Source organism: Armatimonadota bacterium, assembly GCA_031459715.1.
Classification (GTDB): Bacteria; Sysuimicrobiota; Sysuimicrobiia; order Sysuimicrobiales; family Humicultoraceae; genus Humicultor; species Humicultor tengchongensis.
This window is the reverse complement of record JAVKIA010000006.1, coordinates 22,765-47,038: the sequence shown is the minus strand read 5'-3', so window position 1 is coordinate 47,038 and position 24,274 is coordinate 22,765. Positions and strand designations below refer to the sequence as shown.

Sequence of the window (24,274 nt, the reverse complement as noted above, 5' to 3'; positions counted from 1 at the left end):
GGTCGGCGCGAACGCGGGAAGCGGGAGCGAGCCGGCGGACGCCACCGCCGCAGGGACGAGGATGAGCTGGCTGGCAAGGCTGCTCGAGGCGCTGGCGGACAAACCCTCCCGCACCGTCATCGGCCTGATCTCCGGGACCTCGGCGGATGCCGCCGACGCGGCGGGCGTGGAGATTTCGGAGGCAGGCGAGCAGGCCCGGGTCCAGGTGCGCCTCACGCTGGCGAAGCCCTACCCCGCCGGATTGGGGGAGAGGTTGCGGGCCCTGACCGAAGGGGGAAGCGCGCGCCGCCGCTTCATCTTCCCCCGGCATGTGCCCGACGGGGTGGTCGTCTCCGGGGGCGGTGTGCACAACGCGACGCTGATGGCCCGGCTGGCGCGGGCGCTGGCGCCGCTGCCGCTGAGGACGACCTCCGGGCTGGGTGTGGACAGCGACGCCAGGGAGGCGATCGCCTTCGCCATTCTGGCGCATGGTGCGGTGATGGGGCTGGCCACCAGCGTCCCTGGCGCCACAGGCGCCCGGCACCCGGTGGTCCTGGGCGCCATCTACCCGGGGCCGTTGCCCCCCGCGAGGCGAAGGCCGGGCGCCCTGACGAGACCGCAGACGCCCGGATGAGACGCGACCTAGACGCGCTGAGCCTGCCGGCGCTGCTGCGCGCCATCAACCGGGAGGACCGCCGGGTGGCCCCCGTGGTGGGCCGGGTCCTGCCCAGGATCGCCGCCGCGGTCCGGGCCGTGGAGGCGGCGCTGCGCGGCGGCGGGCGTCTGATCTACGTGGGCGCAGGCACCAGCGGCCGACTGGCTCTGCTGGACGCACTGGAAGTCCCTCCCACCTTCGGGGTGAGCCCTGAGAGGGTGCAGGCGGTGGTGGCCGGCGGCATTGCCTCCACCGTCCGGGCCACCTCTCCCCTGGAGGACGACGCGGAGCTGGGACGCCGGCGGATGCGGCGCCTGAAGGTGGGCCCGGCTGACGTGGTGGTGGGCGTAACTGCCAGTGGCAGCACGCCCTTCACCGTGGCAGCCGTGGAGGAGGCCAGGCAGAGGGGCGCCCGCACCATCGGGGTCACCACCACAACGCGCAGCCCGCTGGCGCGGGTCTGTCACATCCTCATTGCTCCCCAGGTGGGGGAAGAGGTGCTGCGCGGCTCCACCCGGATGAAGGCCGGTACCGCGCAGAAGCTGGTTCTGAACATGCTGAGCACGGCGGCGATGGTCCGCCTGGGACATGTCTACCGGGACCTGATGGTGGACGTGCGGCCGCTCAACGAGAAGCTCCGCCGCCGCGCCACGGACATCGTGGCGGAGGTGACGGGGCGCTCGCCTGCTGGGGCGGAGACCCTGCTGGCCCGCGCCGGCGGAGAGACCAAGGTGGCTCTGGTGATGGGTCTGGCCGGGGTGGACGCCGCACCCGCCCGTCGTCTGTTACAGGAGGCGGGTGGCTCCGTCCGCCTGGCCCTCAGGCGCGCACGCAGAAGGAGGTGATGTTACCTTGCCGGCGTACCGCTTGGGCGCACTCTCCGTGATCCTGGCCGTAACTGCGGTGCAGCTCAACGACATCGCTCACGCTGCAGGCCGGACGTCCCCATGCCGGTCCAGTGTGCTCAGGGCCTCCCGCGCGGCCCGGCTACACGTATTTGACCATCGGTGCCACGCCATCCGCCTCGCCTACTGGCCCGGTGGCGTGCCCATCGCTGCGGCGCGCTCAGCCACCCACGCCGCTCTCCACGTTACCACCGGTCCCTACCACTGGCAGGGCGAACCTGTGGAGTACGTACGCATCGGAACGCAGGTGATCCGGCCGATGGGCGCTCACGACGACTGGCCCATCCTCGCCTACCATCCGGGGCGCCTGCGCTCGGTCAGCACGCCAGACCCGCAGGCAGCGTGGGAGATGCGTGGCGGCCCGTTGCTGGTGGGGGGTCGCACCTTTGGCCGGACGTATGATGCTCGGGTGATGCGCGCCACCACCCACCGCCGCGCCCTTCTATGGGTCGAGGGGGGCACGGCGTTTGCTTCCCTGGAGGCATGGCAGGACCTGGCGGCTGTACAGGCGCTGATGCGCCTGTGGGGGTACACCCACGCATTTCTGCTGGACGGCGGCTCGAGCGCGTCCCCCCGGGCCCGCAATCCGGTGTACGTGATGGTCGTCCCAGGGGAACGTCCCCAGCAGAATTCAGGTGGCTTGTGAAGAGACGAAGGAGAAACCTCTGGCCTGCTGACCTGGGCATCAACCTGACCTCCAGGGATGAAGGCGAGCGGTTCAAGTGGTTCCTGGCATGCCTGCTCTTCGGAAAGCCTATCCAGCAGACCGTGGCACGACGCGCTTATGAGGAATTTGTGAAAGAGGGCCTGGTCACACCCGAAGCCATTCTAGGTGCGGGCTGGGACAGGCTGGTGGCGGTGCTCGATCGCGCTCACTACGTGAGATATGATTTCTCCACCGCCACCAAGCTGTTGAAGGTCTGCGGGACCCTCAAGGAGCGCTACGGGACCCTCACCAACATGCTGAGGCAATCCAAGAGCCCGCGAGATCTCGGGCGTCGTCTCCAGGAGTTTAAAGGCATTGGGCCGGTGACTGCTCGCATCTTCCTCTGGGGGATTCGGGGGACTTGGGGCAGGAGGTGATGGGTGGGGCGCCCTCAGGTCAGGAGTTCCCGAAGCACCGCGGCCACCGCCGTCCCGGCCAGGACTACCGGCCGAGCAGCAGCAGCGACTACCTGGCGCTTGTGCCCCGGCGTGTAGCCCATGCAGTCCATGACGATGAGCTCCGCTCCCGCTTCCCGCAGCGCTCTCCCCGCACCAGAAAAATCCGCGTTTCCGTAGGGCGACGCCGCGGCCACGGCGGCGACCGGGCCAGCGGCTTGCCAGCGCCGACGTGCCTCTTCCACCTGCGCGGGCAGGGGTACCAGCACGCCCAGCCGGCGGCCGCCAGCAACACCCGCAACCACGTGGTGCAGCACCCGACTCGGTTCAATAAGCAGCTGCTCGCTCGCCAGCGGGGGGAACTCCCCGGTGCACAGGAGGAGGACCACGTCCACCTGCGGCGCCAGCCGGTCCAGCGCCCGCTGTATGTGGGGCAGGATGCGCTCCCGGCTGACGGTGACCTGACGACCGTCGCGCAGCCGCGTGGCCAGCAAGTACTCGCCGGAAGCGGGTGCCAGCGCGGCGATCTCCACCTCGGCCAGCCCGTCCAGCGCTCCGGCCTCGACGACCTCTCCCCCCAGCCACTCCGCCAGCAGCGGAACAACATCGCTGCGGGGAGACTGGCCGATGGTGAGGACGCCCAGCCGGCTCACGGCCACCCACCTGCCACCGGCCAGGGCTGGGGAGCCTGCAGGTGCCGCATCGACCCGTACAGCCCCACCAGCCGGCCGAACTCGTCGGGGTCGTAGAAGCAACAGCGCCCGGCGCCGAAGGCCTTGGCCACCTCCAGGCAGAACCGCGCCGCCTGCTCGATGTCCGCTGCCTGACTCGCTCCCGTGGCCGGGCCAGGGACGGGCACCTCCGCGGTCAGGGCCACGCCGACCACCGGGGCCGAGGTGACCGTGGCCGGCTGCAGGATGCTGTTCAGGTGGAAGATGCCGTTGCCGTACGGGGTGAGGTCCTGGGTGGTCACAGGCAAGACCACCGGCAGGCGCCCCGTGACCGCCTGCAGGACGTCCAGGAGATCCTCGCTCACCCGCAGGATGTAGCCCTCCTTGACCGTGGGGGAGATAGCGATGCCCCGGGTGTTGATGATGCGGTTCCCCCGCGTGGTGTCGATGGAGAGGATCGCCTCCATGGCCGGGTCGACGGAGAGACGGACCAGCGTGTCGATGCCCACGGGGCTGTCCATGAAGGGCACCGGGTGGTGCGGGCGGGTGGGCGCCGCCGGGCAGATGTGGGTAGTCACGATCACGTCACCCGGCAGGACGTCTCCGGCCTGCCGCATGTCGCCCAGCTTCATGGCCACGGCCACGGCGGTGATGGCCCCGTCGGCATCGGAGACCAGACCGAGACGCGCCGGACGGGCCCCAATGCCCCCAAGCTGCCCGATGACTCCCAGTGTGGGCGCACCCCCTCCGCTGGAGCGTCCCTGCGTCCCCGGCACGAAGACCCGCAGGAGGTCCGTGGCACCCCGCTCACCCTCCACGTGCTGCACCCGGACGTCCAGGCCCCGCAACCGCAGTGCTGCAGCCACAGTCTCCCCGGTGACGGAAGCCGCGTCCAGCAGCTCGTACGCCTCAACCGTCTGCTTCCACATCTTGCTCCCTCACCTCACAGTGTGCCGGTGCAGGTCCTTCCCCACCACTGCTCCCGCTGCATCCAGCAGGTTCGGATCCCGCGCTCCCGCGCCCAGCAGCAGCCGCTCCTGCGGTGCCGTAAGGATGGCCACAGTCATCCCCTGGCGTAGCTCTGCGGAGGTGCGGGGCATCCCCCGCTCGTCAAGCGTGGCGATCAGGTCGGGGAAGGTGGCCTCCCGGTCGCCATCCCCTTCCAGCGTCATGTACTCGTTCCAGATCGTGATCTCCCAGGTGCGGGCGCCGCGGACCGTGACCGTCCCCCGGTCGAACCCGCCGCTGGTTTCCAGACGCACCTGCAGCACGGTACCTACGTCGACCACCTGCCCGCCCAGGGCGCCGGCCGCCGCCGACCACACCGCCTGACTTCCGGCGGGCATGGCCGCAAGCATCGCTTCCCCGACCCGCCGCGCCATGGCCAGCGCTCCGGGCGCCCCGTGCGAGGCCAGATAGGCCGCATCCACCGGGTTACGCGCCACCGCCACCACCCCGCCCGCCTGCACCGCGGCCTGCCGCACCGTTGCCGAGGCGACCTCGAGAGAACCTGATACTGTCAGCTCCAGGTGGCGCGGACCCGCCCCGCCTGCGGCGGCCTGCCGGGAGAGGTAGCCTGGGACCCGGTGCAGCCCAATGGCCCCCATCAGGGCGGTGGGGTGGGCCCGCCCGTTGCAGGGCGCGTCCACGATGGGGATACCCAGCAGGGCCGACTGCACCCACCCGTTTGTGGAGGCGAACCCACCGTTTTCGTTGCCGTTGATGGCGTCGACCCGGATCCCGAAGGCCTCCTGGAGCAGCTGCAGGCTGCGCGCCAGGTCCTCCGGCTCCACGTGCTGCTCCACCGCGGCGGGCGACCCCACCAGCGCCACCGTGACCACCGTGGCGTCCGGGGGCAGCGCCTCCAGGGGGACGAGCTCAGGTGCGCCCAGGGACAGCGCGACCTGCGCGAAGCGGCGGCCCTTCTCCGCGTCGCCTCCACCCCCGCCGCCCAGGAGGGCACCGCCGATGACCAGCGGCTCGATGTCTTCTGCTCGGAGCTTCATCCCCTGGGCCGGTACCCTCCGATCTTGCTCGTCCGAAGCCCCAGGGAAGCCAGGGCACAGGCCAGCAACACGCCGGCAGGGACCGGGTCGATGACCGGCATGCCCACCTCCTCCTGCAGGCGCTCCGCCAGGCCGCTCAACGCTCCGCAACCGAGGACCACCGCCTCGGCGTGGTCTTGGTCCCGGGCGTATGACGCGGCGCGCCGCACCGCCCGGTAGGTCTCCTCGGGATCGTCCTGCATGGCCTGGACGGAGCGGTCGATGGAGCGCCAGGCGCAGATGCGGTGGCCCAGACCCAGAGCGTGGGCGTTGGCCTGCATCTTCGGAACCCACTTCCAGTCTCCCACCAGCACGGCCAGGCGCCAGGCCACGATCCCCGCCAGCAGCAGGCCGGCCTCGCCGATTCCCACCACCGGGACCTCCAGCGCCTCGCGCAGTTCCCACAGCCCCGGGTCGTAGAAGCAGCCGATGCTGACGGCGCCGATGCGGTGCGCCGCCACGTAGCCAGGCAGGACCTCCAGCATCTGCCCTACGGCGGCGTGGTCGTCCACGAAGAACTCCAGGTCCTGCGGCCCCCGGGGCAGGTCGATGACGTGCACGGCCACGCCGGGGACGAAGGCGGCCAGGCGCGCCCGCTCCCGCTCCACGCGCCCGGGCCGCGCCCGCACCGGAATGACGTGGAGGACGGCAGCCATCAGGCCACTCCAGAAATTCGCTGAGCCGAATTTCCGGGGAACCCGGACCCAACCGGTCGAAAATCCACGGACATGCTCTAGTAGCCCGGGACGCCCATGTCCCGGCAGGCGGCGGCTATCTCCGGGTGGACGTAGCGTCCCTCCACCTCCAGCGGCTCGCCGTCCAGGTGGATGGTGGGATTGAGGGCGACGCCGTCGGTGTGGGCAGCCGCCTTCCACCCCACCGCTCGCAGCTGCGGTCCCTGGGTGCCGATTCCCACGTTGAAGCAGCCGAAGAGCCGCTCATCCTCAACTATGCGGCCCGTCGGCCTGGTCACCCCGGGGTTGAACCCCAGGGAATAGTGGGCCACGCGGTACATGTTGGGGTCCCCGAAAGAGGCCAGCCAGCGCTCGTAGGTACGGGCCTCGCTGCCGCCCTCGATCCGCGTGATCACCCCCGCCTCCACTGTCAGGGCTACCGGGGAGCGCAGCAGCCCCACCTCCGCGGGAGGCCAGATGCAGGCGTCGAAGACCAACCGGCCGTTGATGCTCTCCTCCAGGGGGCTCCAGGAGATCTGTCCCCCCAGCATGATGGGCTCGCCCGGGCTGTCGGCCAGCTTGCCGGAGTGGCGGACGAAGCGCCCGCCGTTGTCCGCCTCCAGGTCCGTACCCGCCGGCGTGGTCACGTGCACCTTGCGGGCTCCCGCCATCAGGGCGCGCAGCCTTTCTCCCATGGCCACCAGCTTGGGGTAGTCCACCCGGCCGATGGTCCGCACCATCATCTCCGCATCCATCCCGGAGAGGCAGATGTAACGCACTCCCCGGTCCATGGCCCGGCGGAAGGCGTCCGAGTAAAGGGTGTAGCCTACGGCGTACTCGATCCAGACGTCGCAGTCGGCGATGGCGGCAGCCACAGGACGCGGCGGCTCTACCCCGCTGCCCAGCGTGGTCTGGTACCAGAGCACCACCGGGCGGGTGCCGGCGGCGTAGGCCGCCTTCGCTGTGGCCTCCACCACCCGCCCGTCGCTGCTGGTGTCTGCGGTGATGGCCACGTGCTCCCCGGGCCTGACCAGCATCACCTCCCGGACCAGCTTCTGGGCTGCCGCCGCCAGCTCGAAGGAGAGATAGTCTCTCAGGGCTTCCGTGCCCAGGACGAACTCCATGCGTGTGCCTCCTCCTGCCTACAGGCCTTCCAGCGCCGGGTGGACCCAGCGGCCGCCGACGATCATGGGCACCCCGTCGAACCAGACGTCGGGGCGGGGCAGGACGAAGTCCTGGTGGTAGTCGGCTACGACCGTACCGCCCATGTGGCTGTTGTCGCCGATGGCCAGGTGCACCGTCCCCTTGATCTTCTCCGCCTCCACCGTGATGTCCGTACGCCGGGCGTTGGGGTTGGTGCCGATCCCCAGCTCGCCCAGCAGGCGGCGCGGCCGAGTCTGCGGGTCACGCCGCTCCAGGTCGGCGATCTCGGCGATCTCCGCCCCCACCGCACCTCCCCCGTCGATTCCTACCAGCTCCCCGCCGCGGAAGTGCAACAGCATGGGCTCTGCCAGCCTGGCGTGCCACCCCGGCTCCACGGCGATGGTGCCCTCCGCGGTCCCCTCGCGCAGCGCGCAGTATGCCTCCCCCGCGGGCAGGTTTCCCCACTGTCCGGGCTGTGTGTACAGCCCGTGGTCCGCTCGGCCCTCGCGGCCTTCCACGCTGAAGGTGATGGCGGTCCCCGCAGGAGTGGTGATGCGCACCTGCCGCGCCGCTGTAATAAGCGTCGCCAGCTTCTCCGTGGCCGCAGCGATGGCCGCGTAGTCGGTGGCCATGGGACCGCCGGGATAGAGCATCTCCGGGAGGAAGCGCGGCATGCTGGCCGCGCGGGCCCCGCGACGGCAGGCCTCCTCCCGGGCGTCGGTGTGGCTGAGGGAGAAGGAAGTCACAAGCAGCAGCACGTCGGCCTGAAGCATCTGCCGGGCGGTCTCCGGGGGAGGCTCCACCGCGTTGCGTCCCGTGGAGGGATAGGTGGCAAACGTCACCGCGCACTGCGGGAGGTGCTCCCGCGCCAGGTCGGCCATCAGGCGGGCCAGGACGGCGCGGCGGAGCATGACCTCCAGGTCCCCGGGGACAAACTGCACCCACTGCGCCGACGTAGGCACGTCCGCCAGTACCAGGATGCGCTCCCCCGGCCGCACGCCCAGGTTCGTCCGGAACATCTCCAGGGTACCCGGGAGAATCGCCTCCCGGTCGATCCAGCTCATGGCCTTCCCTCACTCCTCCTTTCCGCGATCGCCGCCACCGCCCGGGGCAGCCCCGGGGCGCCGCAGGCGGGATCGTAGAGGATGCAGCGCACCTGGTGGCCGGGCGCCGTCTCCACCAGTCGGGGGAGAATGCGGTCGCACCCGGCCACCCGCGCGTAACAACGCGGGTGAAAGGCGCACCCCGGGGGGACGCGGGCCGCGCTGGGGATCTCCCCGCTGAGAGTGATCCGCTCCGGCACCAGAGCCTGCTCGGCGTCGTCCACCACCGGGATGGTGGAGAGGAGCGCCCGCGTGTAGGGGTGGCTGGGGGCGCGGAACAGCTCCGCCGTGGGAGCCAGCTCCACCACCCTGCCCAGGTACATCACAGCGATGACATCAGCCACGTTGCGCACCAGGCTCAGGTCGTGGGAGATGAAGAGGTAGGTCAGGGAGAGGTCGCGCTGCAGCCGCCGCAGCAGCCCCACGATCTTGGCCTGCACCGAGACGTCCAGGGCGGAGGTGGGCTCGTCCAGCACCAGGAACTTCGGCTCCAGGGCCAGGGCGCGGGCGATGGCCACCCGCTGCCGCTGGCCGCCGGAGAGCGCGTGGGGGTAGCGGAACATGAACTCCCCCGGAGGCAGCTCCACCCGCTCCAGCAGCTCGGCCACGCGGCGCATCCGTGAGCGCGGGGTGCCGATGCCGTGCACTTCCAGCGGCGCGGCGATGATGTCCTTCACCCGCCGCCGGGGGTTCAGGGAGGATGCCGGGTCCTGGAAGACGATCTGCATCTGGCGGCGCACCGGGCGCAGGGCCCACTCGGGGAGGCGGGTGAGGTCCACTCCGGCGAAACGGATCACGCCCGCCGTGGGCGGCAGCAGCCGGATGAGCACCTTGCCCAACGTGGTCTTCCCCGAACCGGACTCGCCGACCAGGGCCAGAGTCTCCCCCGCGCGGATGGTCAGGGAAACCCCGTCCACGGCACGCACCTCGCCCACACGGCGGCGCAGCAGGCCCACGGTCAGGGGAAAGACCTTGCTCACCCCTTCCGCCTGCAGCAGGACGGCGTCCTTCACGCGGGGGCCCCCGGGTGCAGGTGACAGGCCACCCACCGCCCCGGCACGACCTGAACCAGGCGCGGCCGAATCTCGCGGCAGACCGGCATGCGGAACGGACAGCGCGGCTCGAAGCGGCAGGCCGGGGGCGGGGCGACGTAGTCGGGAATCCGCCCCTCGATGCCTTCGCCGATGGACCCCGTCAGTCGGGGAATCGCCGCCAGCAGCCCCTGGGCGTAGGGGTGGAGCTGGCGGGCGAAGAGGTCGCGGGTGGCGGCGGCTTCGACGATCTCCCCGGCGTACATGACGTAGATCCGGTCGGAGACCATGCGGGCCACACCCAGGTTGTGGGTGATGTAGAGCATGGAGACCTCGCGGGTGCGCACCAGCTCCCGCAGCTCCTGCAGGATCTGGTCCTGAATGGAGACGTCCAGCGCCGTCCCCGGCTCGTCGGCGATGACCAGCTCCGGCTCCTGGATCAGGGCCAGAGCGATGAGCACCCGCTGCCGCATGCCCCCTGAGAGCTCCGCCGGGTAGCGCTGCAGGGTGCCTGCCGGGTCGGGGATGCGCACCAGCCGCAGCATCTCCAGGCAGCGGGCGCGCGCCTCCCCGCGCAGGTGGCGCGCGGGGGCGGTCCCATCCCGGTAGCGGAGGACGTCCAGCAGCTGCTCGCCCACCGTGAAGACCGGATTCAACGCCGTGGACGGATCCTGGAAGATCATGGCGATGCGCCGCCCCCGAATCTGCCGCAGCTCCTCTTCCCGCAGGCCGAGCAGCGGGCGCCCGGCAAAGATGATGCGTCCCGCAGCCACCCGGGCGTTGGGCGGGAGCAGGCCCAGGATTGCCCGCGCCGTGATGGACTTGCCGCAGCCCGTCTCGCCCACCAGGGCCACGCTCTCCCCGCGGCCGATGGTCAGGTCGACCCCGTTGATCACCCGGGCCCGCCCCTCGAAGAGGTGGAAGTCGATGACCAGGTCCCTGACCTCAAGGAGCGGTTCCACCGGGGATCACGCGCCGCCGCGCCACTGCTCGATCTGCACGTCGAAGACGTCCCGCAGCCCGTCCCCCAGGAGGTTGAAGCCCAGGACGGCCACGAAGATGGCCAGTCCGGGAAAGGTGGCCATCCACCAGTACCCGGGCATGTAGATGCGCCCCTCGGCGATCATGGTGCCCCAGGCCGGCGTCGGCGGCTGAGCCCCCAGGCCCAGGAAGCTGAGCCCCGTCTCCACCAGGATGACGAACCCCATGTCCAGGGTGAGCTTGACGATGACCGGAGACCAGACGTTGGGCAGGATCTCCTGGAAGGCCACCCGCCAGGGGCTGGCCCCCACGGAGCGGCTGGCCTCCACGTACACCTCTTGCTTCGCCGAGAGGACCTCACCGTAGACCAGCCGGGTGTACCAGGGCCACCAGGTGAAGGCGATGGCGATCATGGCGTTCAGCAGGGTGGGCTTGAGCACCGCCGCTACGGCCAGGGCCAGGACGATAGAGGGGATGGCCAGGAAGACGTCGGTCACCCGCATGATCAGGCTGCTCCACCACCCCGTCCAGTAGCCGGCGATGAGGCCCAGCGTCACCCCGATGACCAGGGCGATGGCCAGCACGATGACCCCCACCGTCATGGAGATACGCGCCCCGAAGATGACGCGGGAGAGGATGTCACGCCCCACATCGTCGGTGCCGAAGGGGTAGGCCCGGCTGGGCGGGCGGAAGGTGTTCCCGAAGTCGACGAAGGCCCCGGCGTGGTCGGGGTGGGGAGCGACCAGCGGCGCCAGGGCGGCGGCCAGCCCCATGAGCAGAATGATCCCCAGCCCTACCAGAGAGAGAGTGGAACTGCGGAAGCGGTGCCAGGCGCGCCGCCACTCCTCACGGCGCGTCGCCCGCAGCTCTCCACCTGCCACCGCCACCCAGGCCACGGCTTCAGCTCTCGTAGCGGATGCGCGGGTCGAGGTACCCGTAGGCCACATCCACCAGGAGGTTGACCAAGGCGAAGGCCACCCCCACCACGATGGTCACCCCGACCACGGCGTTCAGGTCCTTGAAGAGCAGGGAGTCGACCCCGTAGAAGGCCAGCCCCGGCCAGGCGAAGACCGTTTCCACCAGGAAGGCGTTGCCCAGCAGGAAGCCGTAGGAGAGACCGATCACCGTCAGCGCCGAGGAGAAGGCATTCTTCAGGACGTACTTGAAGATGATCACGCGCTCGGGCAGGCCGTAGGAGCGGGCGGCCAGGGCATAGTCCCGGCGCATCTCCTCGATCATGTTGGCCCGCACCAGGCGGGCGATCTGCGCCAGCGACCCCAGCGAGAGCGCCACTGCCGGGAGGATGAGGTGCTTCAGGGCCGCCAGGAAGGCGGGGAGGTTCAGGGCGAGCAGGCTGTCCACCAGAAACAGGCCGGTGATGCGCACCGGCGGGGCCGGCCCGCGGCCGATGGTGGGGAGGATGCCCAGGTAGTAGGCGAAAAGTAGCTGCAGGAGGATGGCCACCCAGAACCGCGGCAGGGCCACTCCGCCCAGGGCCAGCAGTCGGCTGATGTGGTCTGCGGTGCGGTCCTTGTGCACGGCCGCCAGCACCCCCAGCGGCATCCCCACCCCCACGGCGATGATCATGGCCACCGTGGTCAGCTCCACGGTGGCGGGGAGGAACTCCCGGATGTCCTGGGCCACGTTGCGCCGGGTGCGCAGGGAGAAGCCGAAGTCTCCCCGAAAGAGCCCGCCCACGTAGCGCACGTACTGCGCCACCAGCGGGCGGTCCAGCCCCATCTCCCGGCGCAGCTGCTCCACCTGCTCCGCGGTGGCGTCTGGGCCGAGCGCCAGCCGGGCGGGGTCTCCGGGGATGACCCGGGAGAGGACAAAGATGAGGATGGACAGCCCCACCAGCGCGGGGATGATGTGCAGCAGGCGCCGCAGCAGGTAGGTGCCAAAGCTCATGGCTGTTCGGCAGCTCCGCTCACCTGGCGATGGTGAAGTCGTAGTAGGCCACGTCAAACCCCAGCAGCCCCACGTAGCGGTAGCCCTTTACGTAGTCCCGGAAAGCGATGCGGTGCAGCGGATTGGCCACATAGATGCTGGGCGCATCCGCCACGATCATGGCCTGCGCCTCCTGGTAGAGGCGCATCTGCTCCTCCGGCTTGGTGGCCCGACGCGCCGACTCCAGGACCTGGGTCACCTTCGGGTTCTCGTAGAAGCTCATGCAGCGGAACGTCCCCCAGCAGGAGGGGTGGTACATTCCGTAGGTGTGGCTGTCCACGTGCGGGTACTTCAGGGTGTCGAAGATAGCGGTGATGTGGGGGGTGGTTTCGGCCCGGGTGGCCAGCTCCACGATGCGCGCCCAGGGCTCGCCGCGGATCTCCACCTTGAAGCCCAGTGGCTCCAGGTTGCTCTTCAGCAGCAGCCCGATCTGCCGCTCCAGGGGCAGGGTGACCACATAGGCGTATTCAATGGAAAGGGCGCTGGTGGGCACTCCTGACTCGGCCAGGAGCTGCCGCGCCCGGGTCGTGTTGCGGCTCATCGCCGGCAGCTTGGAATTCCACCCGGGCACCCGCACGGGGACCGGGCCGCGGGCCTTAGTCGCCCCCTCGAAGATTTGCTGGATGGCCGTGTCGTAGTCGAAGGCGTGGACGATGGCCTGCCGCACCTTGAGGTTGTCCAGCGGGGGCTTCTTGGTGTTCATCTGCAGGTGGAAGAGCTGGACAGAGGGATCCTCCTTCACCACGATCCCCGGAGCCTGGCGCAGCTCCCGGAAACCCTGCACCGTCAGCCACTGGTTCACCATATCCGCCTGGCCCGAGAGCAGCAGGGTCTTCACCGTCGCCTCCTCGGTCACCGTCTTGAAGGAAACGCGGCTGATCTGGTTGGGCTTCCACCCGCGCCAGTAGCCGTCGAAGCGGGCCATGACCATCTCGGTGGCCCGGTCGAAGCGCTCCATTCGGTAGGGGCCCGAGCCGGCGTCGGCCCGCTCCAGGAAGGCGGTCCCGTAGTCGCCGAACTCGCCGTAGGGTCCCGGACGGATGTTGCGCATGACCAGGTCCTTGTCCAGGATGAAGAAGAGTAGCAGCGAACCCAGGAAGGGCGCGTAGGCATCCTTGAGCTCAAATCGCACCGTGTAGGGGTCCACGGCCCGCACCCGTCCCGGCTCCAGGACCGGCGTCCACACCCAGGAGAATCCCTTCTTCATGCGCAGGGCGCGCTCCATGGAGAAGACCACGTCCTCGGCGGTGAGGTCGCGGCCGCTGTGGAACTTGATCCCGCGACGTATCCTGAAGGTGTAGACCTTGCCGTCGGGCGAGAGGGTCCAGGACTCCGCCACGTGCGGCCGGGGCTCCATCGACCCTTTCTCCACATTGGGATAGAGCAGGGGGTCGTAGAGGTTGATGGCCGCGATCAGACTGCTCTCGTCCACGGCGGCCGCGGGATCGCTGGCGGTGATGATCTGCTGCTCGATGTAGGTGAACGTCACCGGAGCCTGGGAGAACCCCCGCCCCGGCACAAGCAGCAGCGCCGCCAACACCAACACCACGCCTGCAAACCGCTTCACACTCCTCCCTCCTTTCGCTGGGAGATCCCTTGCCTTTGCCGGCCGGCACCTCCGCTAGTGGAGCTGCCGCCCAGGAGTCGGACTGAAATGGCCTCGGCCGCCCGCTGCACCTCCCGGAGGAGAGCGGGCAGCCGGTCTTCCGTGAACCGCGATGCCGGGCCGCCCAGGCTGACCGCCGCCACCATCTCCCCGCGCCAGTCCAGGACGGGAACGGAGATGGCGGCGACGCCCGGGTCCAGCTCCCCCACGGTAAAGGCGTAGCCCTGCTCCCGGATGCGGGCCAGGTCGTCCCGGATCCGCCCGGGATCGGTGATCGTCCGCTCGGTGAAGCGGCGCAGCGGCTGGGCCAGGATCCCGTCAGCCTGCTGCGCCGGGAGGTAGGCCAGGTGCAGCTTCCCGGCCGCGCCGGCGTGCCAGGGGATGACCCGGCCGATGCGGAAGCTAGCCCGCAGCTGCTGCGGGCTGTCCACCGTGTCCAGGCAGATGGCTCCGCGGGGGGTGGGCGCGGTGAGGACCACGGACTCGCCCGTCCGCTCGGCCAGGGCCAGCAGCGCGGGACGGGCCACATGGTGCAGCTCCGAACGGCGCAGGACCGCGCCCGCCAGCTCCAGGGGTTTGGTCCCCAGCAGGTAGCGACGCGTCTCGTCCCGGGCCACGTAGCCGTGCAGCTCCAGGGTGCGCAGCATGCGGAAGACCACGGCCTTGCTCCACCCCGTGGCCCGGGCCAGCTCGCTCACGCCCACCCGGGGCGACCCATTGGCCATCAGATCGAGCAGCCGCAGCGCCCGGTCCACCGCCCGCAGGGGGGAGACAGCGACCCGGCGGCGGCGCCCGGCCTGTTTCGCCCTGCGGAACAACGTTCTTGCCACGGGACTAGTCCGACTTTCGCACCCGGTAAGGACAATTCCTGCCGTTGCCGGGCTTGCGGCCCAAGGCGTGCCTCGCAGGGCTCTACAATCCCAGGTAGGCCTTCCGCACCAGGTCGGTCGCCAGAAGCTGCGGACCCGTTCCCGCAGCAACAATGCGCCCGGTCTGGAGTACATATCCCCGGTGGGCGATCTCCAGAGCTTCGCGCACACGCTGCTCCACCAGGAGCACCGTCACCCCTTCTCGGTTGATCTCCTGAATGGCCTCGAGGATCCTGACCGTCAGCCTGGGCATCAGCCCCAGCGATGGCTCGTCCAGCATGAGCAGCCTGGGCCCGGACATCAGCGCGCGGGCAATGGCCAGCATCTGCTGTTCGCCCCCGGACAGAGTGGCCGCGCGCTGGTTCGTGCGTTCCCTGAGCACCGGAAAGAGGGAGAAAATCCGGTCCAGGGCGGCCCTTCTGACCGCCCGGTCCCGCCTCGTATAGGCGCCCAGGATGAGGTTGTCCAGGACAGTCAGCCTGCCAAAGATGCGCCGCCCCTCAGGGACCAGGGAGATGCCCATGTGGACGAGCTGGCTGGCAGGGAGCCTGTCGATACGCAGCCCCTCAAACCAGATCTCCCCGGTGACGGGCCGAAGGACGCTGGAGATTGCTCGGAGGATGGTGCTCTTCCCCGCTCCGTTGGCCCCGATGATGGTGACAATCTCCCCGTCACTGATGTGGAAGCTCACATCCACCACCGCCGGGACGTCGTCGTAGACCACGGTGATGCCCTTAACCTCCAGCACGGTACCTCTCTCCCAGATACGCTTTAATCACGTCCTCGTTGGCAGCGATGCTGGCGGGCGGACCCTCCGCGATCTTCCGTCCGTAGTCCAGCACGGCGATGCGGTCGCAGACGGTCATAATGGCTTCCATCACGTGCTCCACGACGAAGAGAGTCACTCCCCTGGCCCGGATGGCACGGATCAAGTCCACAGCCTCTTTGATCTCCTGGGGATTGAGCCCGGCCATGACCTCGTCCAGGAGGAGGAGCGCGGGATCCGTGGCCAGGGCGCGGCTGAGTTCCAGGCGCTTCTTGTCGGCGATGGTCAGGTGTGCCGCAGGCTCGTCCGTCTTGTCCCCCAGACCCGTGAACTCCAGGACGCGGATTGCCTTGTTCCTCGCCTCCCTCACACTGCTCGCTCGGAGCAGTGCGCCTACCACGGTGTTGTCCAGGACGGTGAGCTCCTTGAAGATGCGGACGATCTGGAACGTACGGGCGATCCCCATCCGGGCAATCTCCTCGGGAGACTTCCCGGTGATGTTCTGGTCCCGGAAGAAGATCTTTCCGCCGTCCGGAGGGTAGAACCCGGAGACGCAGTGAAACAGTGTGGTCTTTCCCGCCCCGTTGGGGCCAATCAGCCCCAGGATCTCGCCCTGGTGAACTTCCAGGGATATCCGGTCATTGGCCACCAGACCACCGAACCGCTTGCTCAGATGATCCACCCGAAGCAGGGCCGTCACCGCAAGCACTCACCTCCAGGCCCGCCGTGCCCGCTGCCACAGCCCCACCAGGCCCGTGGGCTCAAAGACGGACATCAGCACGATCATCGCCCCATAGACAATGAGGTCGAACGCTCTCCCCGCGCCCCCCATGCCGGCCAGGTAGACGCGCGTGCCCTCGGAAAGGGGAATGAGCACCACGGCACCCAAGAGAGGCCCCCAAAGTGATCCCACGCCACCGAGCACGGCTACCAGACAGATGATTACCGAGAGCATCAGGGGGAGAACACTCTCAGGGTCGATGTACAGGACGTACTGGGCGTAGAAGGACCCGGCCACGGCGGTGAAGGCGGCGCTGAGAGCCAGGGCCAGAAGCTTGTAGCGGTGGATAGGAATGCCCAGGCTCCTGGCCGCGTCGGGATCGGCCTTGATGGCCCGGAAGTAGTAGCCTGCACGGGAGTGCTCCAGGAAGCTTGTGGTGGCAGTCACCGCCACGAAGAGGAGCAGGCTGATGTAATAGTAGGGAACCTTGGTGGTGTGGAACTCGAAGGTCCGCAGGCTCTCCCGCAGGAGGGGCACATAGAGACCCACCGCGCCCCCGGCAAGAGGCCAGTTGGTCACCAGCACCCTGGCGATCTCTCCCACGGCAATGGTGGCAATGGCAAAGTAGTGCCCCCGAAGGCGAAAGGTGGGGTAGCCAATCACTAAGGTAGCGACCAGGGAGAGAACCACCCCCGCCAGCATCCCCAGCCAGGGAGAGAGATGCCAGTAGATCAGGAGCATGGTCGAAGCGTACGCTCCGATCCCGAAGAACACCGCGTGTCCCAGGGAGATCTGGCCGCAGTATCCGCCAAGGATATTCCACGCCTGGGCCAGCGCGGCGAAGAGGAAGATGCGGATCATGAGGTGCTGGGGGAAGGGAGCAGTAAGGACGAAAGGATATCCCAGCAGGAGCACCACTCCCACGAAGGCCAACAGGCCCTTCCACGGAACCGGGTCGGCTGGTGGCCTGGACCCTCCCTTATCCACCTAGTACCTCCCGAAAAGTCCTTGAGGTCGGACGATCACTACGACAAGGTAGATCAGGAACACGAACAGGTACTTGTACGCCGGACCGATGAGGAGTCCTGACAGGACTTCTGTCAGGCCAATGATGATCCCCGCGACGAAAGCGCCCGGAATGCTGCCGAAGCCTCCCAGGGCAACGGCCACGTACGCGATGAGAGCGAAAGGAAACCCCACCTCAGGGAAGATGTAGTAGAAGTTGCTGAGGAGTACTCCCGCCACGCCCACGCAGGCCAGCCCCATCCCCCACCCCAGAGCGAACATGCGGTGGCTGTTGATGCCGACCAGCGCCGCGGCCTCCCGGTCCTCACTGGTAGCCTGGAGAGCCATGCCGCTCTCGGTACGCGTGACAAAGAGATAGAGTACGGAGAAAGCAACCACGGCACCAATACTGGCCACCAGCTCCGGGATTCCTACGAACAGGCCGAACGCCTCGACCCGTCCTTTCACCAGAGGGGAGGGCACCAGACGAAAGTCGGGAGACCATACGAATTGGGCCAGGCTCTGCAGGAAGACCCCCAGTCCGAAGGTGGAGAAGATCTGCGCCAGCATTGGGGCGCGCAGCACCCGAGCGATGACCAGCCAGTACGTGGCCACGCCCAGCAGGAAGAGGGCGAAAGCCCACAAAGGAAGGGAGAGCAGCGGATCCACGCCGTACAACACAGCCAGCCAGTACGCTCCGTACATGGCCAGCATGAGGTGCTGGCCATGGGCGAAGTTGACAATCTCCATGAGCCCGAAGATCAGGCTCAGGCCGGCCGCAATCAAGGCGTAGACCAGCCCCAGGAGGACCCCGTTGACAACGCCCTGGAGGAGGATCACACTGCCGTCCCGCTGCTACCTCCTCTGTGTCCAAGCGGGCATGGGCCAGATCACGTCCCGGGAGGCCAGGTGCCACGGCCAGACGGTCCAGTATTTCAGGTCCTGGATCTGCACTATGATGCCGCGGCCCAGGACGTTCTGTCCGGTAGCAACATCGAACCGGACCCCTCCCCAGGGCATGATGATCTTGTCGCTGGAAAGGTAGGTCTCCCGCAACGCCTTCCGGATGGCTGCAGGCTCAGTCGACGCCGCTCTGTTGATGGCATCTGCCAGGACGAACATAGCCGTGAAGGACCGGGCAGAAGTCCCTTCCAGGTCGTAACCGGCGCGCTTCTTGAACATTTCGTTGACCAGGCGCACCAGAGGCTTGCGCTGCCCGAGGTCGGCTGAGAACACTTCCCGGCTGAAGACGTAGTTGCCGCTCTTGCCCACCGTCTTGAGGTAAGCCGGATCCACGTGCCCGGCGTCCATGGCCAGAATGGCCTGAGTGTTGAAGTCCAGCTTCTGCATGGTCTGGGTGTAGAGGATGGCGTCAGAGATATAGGAGGCCATGAAGACCACGTCGGGGCGGACCGCCTTCAAGCGCTGCACCTCGCTGGACAGGTCGGTGGAGCGGGCCGGATAGAGCATCTCGGCAACCACCTCATAGCCGTAGTCCTTGGCGTACTTCCGTTCGAACTTGCAGACGTCGGTCCCCCACAACGTGTTCTCACACACCAGGGCCACGGTCCGTACCCTGACGCCCTTCTTCGTCTCCAGGTCTTTGAGGAAGTCGAAGAAGTTCTTGCTCATGATGTCGTCGTCAGGGGTGGCCCGAAAGAACCACTCAAACCCTCGCTGGATGAGCGTAGGCGAGGTGGAGTCCGGGTTGAGGAAGGGCACGCTCAACCTTTCGGCGGCCATGCTGGCTGTGGCGGTGACGGCGCTCTGATATGCGCCCACCACGGCCACAACCTTTTCACCGGTGATCAGGCGCTCAGTCTCCGCGCGCCCGACCTCCGGCGAGCCCTGAGTGTCCCCGAAGATGACCCGGATCTTAGCGCCACCCAGGTTGGGAAGCCCCTCGCTCCTGGCCAGGGGAAGGGCGAGATCGTAGCGTTTGTTGATGATGTCCACGGCGAATTCGATGCCGTCTCTGGACAGCTTGGCCGTGGAGGCCAGGGCACCGCTGAGGGGGTAGACAGCGCCGACCGTAACCTCTCCCGCAGGCCCGGCACGCAGTGGCACCGAGACCATCAACCCCAGAAGGAACATGGCCAGGAAAGGGCCAAACCCCTCTCGGAAGATCGCTTTCATCCCGCTTCCCCCCTTCCCGTACTCATCCCGACCGTCCGTTCGCTTCGCCTCACCCCATGACGTGTCCCCCGCCGTTCCTGCATGGGGAACTACATATATTGTACAATCATCTTCGCTACAGACCTGCCAGCTACCGTCTTCCATGATACGGATCGGTGTCGACGTCGGCGGAACGTTCACGGATCTGGTCGCTTTCCGCGAGCACACCGGCGAAACATCCCTGATCAAGGTCCCTTCCACACCCACCGATCCGGCCGAAGGGGTGATGGAAGCGATCCGGCGTTTTCTCTCGGGCCCCGGTAGGGCATGGGAGGCCGTGCTCTCCTCTGCTGTCCTCATCCACGCATCCACCATCGGCGCCAACCTCCTGCTGGGGCAGAAGGGCCTCCGCCTGCCCAGGGGGGCGCTGGTGACCACCCAGGGATTTCGCGACGTCCTGGAGATTGGCAGGCAGCGCCGGCCCGACCTCTATGACCTCTTCTTTAAGCGCCCTGCGCCCCTGGTGGAACGCCGACACCGGTTCACCGTGCCCGAAAGGATGGATGCGCAGGGTGAGGTTGTTCTTCCCCTGGATGAAGGGGAGCTGCGCCGGATCGCCGGGAGGATGCAGGAAGAAGGGATCGAGGCCGTGGCCGTCTGCTTCCTCCACGCCTATGCCAACCCGGCACACGAGGTGGCGGCCAGGCGCATCCTGCAGGAACACCTGCCCCGCATTCCTGTGGTCATTTCATCCCAGGTAAACCCCGAGTACCGCGAGTACGAGCGCACCAGCACCACGGTGGTCAATGCCTTGCTCATTCCTGTGATCTCCAGCTACCTGCGGCGCCTCAAGGAGAAGGCGGGGGAGCTCGGGCTGACCTGCCCGATCCACGTCATGCAGTCCAATGGCGGGCTGGCCACTGTAGAGGAAGCGGCCACCCTGCCCGCGGCCACCATCGAGTCCGGCCCGGCAGCGGGGGTAGTGGCCTCCGCCCACCTGGGCACCCTGCTGGGAGCCAGCTCCATCCTCAGCTTCGACATGGGGGGGACCACCGCCAAAGCCGGCGCGATCATCGGTGGCCTTCCCCAGGTGGTGACGGAGTACGAGGTCGGGGGAAGGGTGCATAGCGGCCGCATCGTCAAGGGGAGTGGATATCCCGTCCGGTTCCCCTTCATTGATCTGGCCGAGGTCAGCGCGGGAGGAGGAACGATCGCCTGGCTGGACCCAGCAGGGGGACTCCGCTGCGGGCCCCTGAGTGCCGGCGCCTACCCGGGCCCGGCCTGCTACGGTCTGGGAGGGGAAGATCCCACGGTCACCGATGCCAACCTGCTCCTGGGGAGGATGAACCCGAAGGGGCTGCTCGGTGGCGAGATGCCTGTTGTGCCATCCCTATCCGCGAAGGTGCTGCGGGAGAAGATCGCCGACCGCCTGGGGCTGGACCCCGTGGCGGCAGCCGCGGGCATGCTCCAGATCGTCAACACCCAGATGGTCCGGGCTCTCCGCCTGGTGTCCCTGGAGCGCGGGTACGACCCCCGGAGCATGGTGCTGGTGGCTTTCGGTGGCGCGGGGCCCATGCACGCCGCCTTCCTGGCCGAGGAACTGGGCGTCCGGGAGGTGGTCATTCCGGCGGCCCCGGGGGTGTTCTCCGCCCTCGGCCTGGTGGTCAGCGACTTCAAGCACGACTACGTTCGCAGCGCTATCTGCCTGGCGGCGCAGGCCGATCCCGCAGTCCTGGAGAAGGCGTTCCGTGAGCTGGAACGGGCCGCTGCCGCACAGCTGCGGCGCGAGGGCATTCCGGAGGATCGAGTGCTCCTGCAGCGGCACCTGGACCTCCGCTACCTGGGCCAGTCGTATGAGATCACCATCCCTGCCCGGTCGGCGCTGGATACCAACGCCCTCCGCACGGCGGCACGGACCTTCCACCGGCGGCATGCGGAGGTCTATGGATACGCCGCGGAAAACGAGCCGGTGGAGGTGGTAAACCTCAGGCTCACCGCCACGGGGATCACCGAGAAGCCGGCGCTATGGCCTGCGCAGGCCCACACGCCGACCTCCCTCCAGCCGCGAGGGGACGCTCAGATGGCAGAGCGGCCCGTGTACTTCGAGGCCACCGGGTGGGCCTCTACCCCGGTGTACTGGCGACCGCTCTTCCACCCTGCCCGGGACGTGGAGGGCCCGGCAATCATTGAGCAGTACGATGCCACCACCGTGGTCCCTCCGGGGTGGAAGGTCGCGGTGGACGAGGGAGGAAACCTGCGCCTGCAGCGCGCGCCGGGCCACCAGGGGACGAGGTGAAGGGCGTGCGGGTGGATCCCATCACCGTGGAGGTGGTGCGCAATGCGCTGACATTCGCCACGGAGGAGATGGGCGTGGCGCTGCGGAACAGTGCATACTCCCCCAATATCAAGGAGCGCATGGATCACTCCTGCGCTCTGTTCGACGCCCGGGGAGACCTCATCGCCCAGGCGGAGCACATTCCCGTGCATCTCGGGTCATTGCCCTGGGGAGTGAGGAACGTCCTGGCCCACCTGGCCCGGGAACGCATCCGCCTGGATGACGGTGACGTGATCATGCTCAACGACCCGCACCTGGCCGGGACGCACCTTAACGACATCACCCTGATCACCCCGGTCTTCGCCGAGGGAAAACTCATTGCCTACAGCGCCAATAAGGCCCACCACGTGGACGTAGGAGGTAGAGCTCCCGGGAGCATCACCGGCGATGCGTCTGAACTCTTGCAGGAAGGCGTGGTCATCCCTCCGGTGAAGCTGCTGCAGCGGGGCGAACTGGCTCACGACGTCCTGGCCCTTGTCTGCAGTAACGTACGGCTTCCGGATACCACCATGGGTGATCTGCGTGCGCAGATCGCCGCCAACAACCTTGGAGCCCGCCGGATCCTTGAGCTGGTGGGACGGTACGGAACCGACGTGGTGCAGGCGAGCTGGGAGGCGATCATCGCCCACAGCGAGCGCCTTGCCCGGCAGGACCTGACGTCTCTGCCCCAGGGGGTCTACCGCGGGGAGGACTGTCTGGAGGACACGGGGACTCGCCAGGAACCCGCCTGGATCCGCGTCGCCGTCACCGTGGACCGGGGGAAGGTGCATGTGGACTTCAATGGGACAGATCCCCAGGTGGACGCGCCTCTCAATGCGGTGTTCGGGGTCACGCTTTCTGCTGTCTACTTCGCCATCAAGTGCATCCTGGACCCATCCATTCCCATGAACGAAGGGATCCTGCGAATCGTCACGGTGAGCGCGCCGGAAGGCACACTGGTGAACCCGCAGCGGCCGGCACCCGTAGCCGGGGGGAATCTGGAGACATCCCAGCGCATTGCCGACGTCCTCTTCCGGGCTCTGGCCAGAGCGATCCCGGACCGCATCCCCGCCGCCAGCAACGGCAGCATGAACAACGTCATGGCGGGCGGCTACGATCCGGGTCGGGGGCGGGTCTGGGTCTACTACGAGACCATCGGGGGAGGCTCGGGTGGGAGGCCGGGAGGGGACGGCGTCGATGGGATCCACTGCAATATGACCAACACGCTCAACACTCCTGTCGAGGCCATGGAACAGTACTACCCGGTGCGGTTCGAGCGGTATGAGCTGCGACCCGGGACAGGGGGACGGGGCAAATGGCGGGGCGGGTGCGGCATTGAGCGGTCCTGGACGCTACTGGCGCCCTCGGCCACGGTCTCCGTCCTTGCGGAGCGCACCCGCATCCCGCCCTGGGGTCTGGCCGGCGGTGGGCCCGGCGGATTGGGAGACCACTGGGTGCGTCGGGGAGATGGCCGGTGGGAGCGGCTGCGGGGCAAGGGAACCATCGTCCTTTCGGCAGGCGATACCCTGGTCATCAGAACTCCCGGCGGGGGCGGCTATGGCGATCCCGCCGAGCGTGACCTCGCCTCGCTCCAGCGAGACCGGCTAAACGAGCTCACGCCCCCAGAGGAGTAGGCCCCTTCTCCTGACTCCACACACTGCCATCACCAAGTGATCCTGACTGCTCCCAGGCCTACGCCAGGGCCAGCTCCTCATCCGGCAGGTCCGTGATGAACATGTGCCCGGGGGCGTGCGTGATGAGGAGGCCCAGGCGGGCATGAAGGGCGACGGCCTGGGGGGTCACCCCGCAGGCCCAAAACACCGGGACCTCCCCCGCGCGTATCTGCACCGGGTCGCCGAAATCGGGCTTGTGGAGATCCCGAATGCCAATGGCTTCCGGGTCGCCGATATGAAGGGGTCCTCCGTGCGCCAGCGGATAGCGGGACGTCACCTGCACCGCCCTGGGGACCAGGTGAGCGGCAACCGGACGCATGCTGACCACCATGGGGCCGGCAAAGGGACCGGACGGTCTGCAGGGAATCGTCGTGACGTACATGGGGACGTTCACTCCCTGCTCCACGTGGCGTACGGGGATGCCCGCACGCATCATGGCATGCTCGAAGGTGAAGCTGCATCCCAGCAGGAAGGCTACGAGGTCTTCGGTCCATAGATCGCTCAGGTCGCCCGTTTCGTCCGAAAGCACTCCGTGCTGGTAGATCCGGTACCTGGGAAGATCGGTACGCAGGTCTGCTCCCTGCGCAGTGTACCGAGGGCGGGGATCCCCGGCGTCTGTGACCTCCAGGAGGGGGCAGGGCTTGGGGTTCCGTTGACAGAAGACCAGGAAGTCGTAGGCCTGGGCCCTGGGGAGTACAACCAGGTTGGCCTGGGCATAACCCGGGGCCAGACCAGCCGTGGGTTTGGTCCACTCTCCACGCCGGATGAGCTCCCGCCACTGGGCAGGTGTAACAGCAGCAGGCGCTGGCGTCTCCGGTGTCCCTCCTGGTCCTGCCCTCACAGCAGTGCTGGATTCGCCGCTCCCACCCGGATCACCCCCGTCTCAGCCTGTCTTTCCCCGGTGGGACCATCCGGGAAGCGCCGCCGGAACCGAAGGCGGGCGTGAGGCCCGCCGCGGCCAAAGTGCTCC

General features: G+C 68.1%; 24 protein-coding genes. 6 read left to right on the top strand and 18 right to left on the bottom strand.

The genetic code is table 11. The features are described 5' to 3' along the window. The first annotated feature begins 61 nt into the window (after window positions 1-61). Genes QN152_04035 through QN152_04020 form a run of 4 tightly spaced genes read left to right on the top strand, consistent with a single transcriptional unit; the run spans window position 62 to window position 2,622 of the window. On the top strand, window positions 62-613 hold the full coding sequence (locus QN152_04035) for an anhydro-N-acetylmuramic acid kinase (protein MDR7538685.1): 552 nt from the start codon (window positions 62-64) through the stop codon (window positions 611-613). Further along, the gene (locus QN152_04030; GenBank protein MDR7538684.1) at window positions 610-1,479 is read left to right on the top strand and encodes an N-acetylmuramic acid 6-phosphate etherase; all 870 of its coding nucleotides are present in this window, start codon (window positions 610-612) and stop codon (window positions 1,477-1,479) included. The genes QN152_04035 and QN152_04030 overlap by 4 nt, the downstream gene beginning before the upstream one ends. Before the next feature lie 7 nt (window positions 1,480-1,486). Continuing rightward, window positions 1,487-2,185 carry a hypothetical protein gene (locus tag QN152_04025; protein MDR7538683.1) on the top strand — a complete coding sequence of 233 codons (699 nt, stop codon included), beginning with the start codon at window positions 1,487-1,489 and terminating at the stop codon, window positions 2,183-2,185. Beyond that, on the top strand, window positions 2,182-2,622 hold the full coding sequence (locus QN152_04020; protein ID MDR7538682.1) for a DNA methylase: 441 nt from the start codon (window positions 2,182-2,184) through the stop codon (window positions 2,620-2,622). The genes QN152_04025 and QN152_04020 overlap by 4 nt, the downstream gene beginning before the upstream one ends. A 14-nt stretch (window positions 2,623-2,636) precedes the next feature. On the opposite strand, the gene QN152_04015 is transcribed toward QN152_04020, so the two are convergent. The 17 genes from QN152_04015 to QN152_03935 form a co-directional block, all read right to left on the bottom strand. Then, window positions 2,637-3,293: an AroM family protein gene (locus QN152_04015; GenBank protein MDR7538681.1), complete on the bottom strand. Its 657-nt coding sequence runs from the start codon at window positions 3,291-3,293 to the stop codon at window positions 2,637-2,639. Continuing rightward, on the bottom strand, window positions 3,290-4,240 hold the full coding sequence (locus tag QN152_04010) for a DUF1177 domain-containing protein (GenBank protein MDR7538680.1): 951 nt from the start codon (window positions 4,238-4,240) through the stop codon (window positions 3,290-3,292). The genes QN152_04015 and QN152_04010 overlap by 4 nt, the downstream gene beginning before the upstream one ends. A 9-nt stretch (window positions 4,241-4,249) precedes the next feature. Then, the gene (locus tag QN152_04005) at window positions 4,250-5,317 is read right to left on the bottom strand and encodes a DUF917 family protein (GenBank protein ID MDR7538679.1); all 1,068 of its coding nucleotides are present in this window, start codon (window positions 5,315-5,317) and stop codon (window positions 4,250-4,252) included. Continuing rightward, window positions 5,314-6,012 carry an aspartate/glutamate racemase family protein gene (locus QN152_04000; protein ID MDR7538678.1) on the bottom strand — a complete coding sequence of 233 codons (699 nt, stop codon included), beginning with the start codon at window positions 6,010-6,012 and terminating at the stop codon, window positions 5,314-5,316. The genes QN152_04005 and QN152_04000 overlap by 4 nt, the downstream gene beginning before the upstream one ends. A gap of 77 nt (window positions 6,013-6,089) precedes the next feature. Continuing rightward, a complete protein-coding gene (locus tag QN152_03995) occupies window positions 6,090-7,154 on the bottom strand; it encodes a hypothetical protein (protein MDR7538677.1) in 1,065 nt (354 codons plus the stop codon). An 18-nt stretch (window positions 7,155-7,172) separates the two neighbouring features. Continuing rightward, window positions 7,173-8,237, bottom strand: a complete 1,065-nt coding sequence (locus QN152_03990) for a hypothetical protein (GenBank protein ID MDR7538676.1) — start codon at window positions 8,235-8,237, stop codon at window positions 7,173-7,175. After that, a complete protein-coding gene (locus QN152_03985; protein ID MDR7538675.1) occupies window positions 8,234-9,289 on the bottom strand; it encodes an ABC transporter ATP-binding protein in 1,056 nt (351 codons plus the stop codon). The genes QN152_03990 and QN152_03985 overlap by 4 nt, the downstream gene beginning before the upstream one ends. Next, the gene (locus QN152_03980) at window positions 9,286-10,269 is read right to left on the bottom strand and encodes an ABC transporter ATP-binding protein (GenBank protein ID MDR7538674.1); all 984 of its coding nucleotides are present in this window, start codon (window positions 10,267-10,269) and stop codon (window positions 9,286-9,288) included. Before QN152_03980 ends, QN152_03985 begins: the two co-directional genes overlap by 4 nt. A gap of 6 nt (window positions 10,270-10,275) precedes the next feature. Next, window positions 10,276-11,154, bottom strand: a complete 879-nt coding sequence (locus QN152_03975) for an ABC transporter permease (protein ID MDR7538673.1) — start codon at window positions 11,152-11,154, stop codon at window positions 10,276-10,278. 34 nt (window positions 11,155-11,188) lie between these two features. Then, entirely contained in the window at window positions 11,189-12,196 is a 1,008-nt protein-coding gene (locus QN152_03970; GenBank protein MDR7538672.1) for an ABC transporter permease, read from the bottom strand. A 19-nt stretch (window positions 12,197-12,215) separates the two neighbouring features. Then, on the bottom strand, window positions 12,216-13,802 hold the full coding sequence (locus QN152_03965) for an ABC transporter substrate-binding protein (protein ID MDR7538671.1): 1,587 nt from the start codon (window positions 13,800-13,802) through the stop codon (window positions 12,216-12,218). After that, window positions 13,799-14,671, bottom strand: coding sequence for an IclR family transcriptional regulator (locus QN152_03960; GenBank protein MDR7538670.1), 873 nt, complete (start codon window positions 14,669-14,671; stop codon window positions 13,799-13,801). Before QN152_03960 ends, QN152_03965 begins: the two co-directional genes overlap by 4 nt. Window positions 14,672-14,753: 82 nt before the next feature. Then, window positions 14,754-15,458 carry an ABC transporter ATP-binding protein gene (locus QN152_03955; GenBank protein ID MDR7538669.1) on the bottom strand — a complete coding sequence of 235 codons (705 nt, stop codon included), beginning with the start codon at window positions 15,456-15,458 and terminating at the stop codon, window positions 14,754-14,756. Further along, window positions 15,445-16,176, bottom strand: coding sequence for an ABC transporter ATP-binding protein (locus QN152_03950; GenBank protein MDR7538668.1), 732 nt, complete (start codon window positions 16,174-16,176; stop codon window positions 15,445-15,447). The genes QN152_03955 and QN152_03950 overlap by 14 nt, the downstream gene beginning before the upstream one ends. Window positions 16,177-16,185: 9 nt before the next feature. Next, window positions 16,186-17,184, bottom strand: a complete 999-nt coding sequence (locus QN152_03945; protein MDR7538667.1) for a branched-chain amino acid ABC transporter permease — start codon at window positions 17,182-17,184, stop codon at window positions 16,186-16,188. Further along, window positions 17,185-18,042, bottom strand: a complete 858-nt coding sequence (locus QN152_03940; GenBank protein MDR7538666.1) for a branched-chain amino acid ABC transporter permease — start codon at window positions 18,040-18,042, stop codon at window positions 17,185-17,187. A gap of 15 nt (window positions 18,043-18,057) precedes the next feature. Then, on the bottom strand, window positions 18,058-19,338 hold the full coding sequence (locus QN152_03935; GenBank protein ID MDR7538665.1) for an ABC transporter substrate-binding protein: 1,281 nt from the start codon (window positions 19,336-19,338) through the stop codon (window positions 18,058-18,060). Between the two features lie 142 nt (window positions 19,339-19,480). Between QN152_03935 and QN152_03930 the strand changes: the two genes are divergently transcribed. Beyond that, a complete protein-coding gene (locus QN152_03930; GenBank protein MDR7538664.1) occupies window positions 19,481-21,613 on the top strand; it encodes a hydantoinase/oxoprolinase family protein in 2,133 nt (710 codons plus the stop codon). Between the two features lie 5 nt (window positions 21,614-21,618). Next, entirely contained in the window at window positions 21,619-23,265 is a 1,647-nt protein-coding gene (locus tag QN152_03925) for a hydantoinase B/oxoprolinase family protein (protein ID MDR7538663.1), read from the top strand. Between the two features lie 58 nt (window positions 23,266-23,323). On the opposite strand, the gene QN152_03920 is transcribed toward QN152_03925, so the two are convergent. Beyond that, window positions 23,324-24,145, bottom strand: coding sequence for a putative hydro-lyase (locus tag QN152_03920; protein MDR7538662.1), 822 nt, complete (start codon window positions 24,143-24,145; stop codon window positions 23,324-23,326). Between the last annotated feature and the right edge of the window lie 129 nt (window positions 24,146-24,274).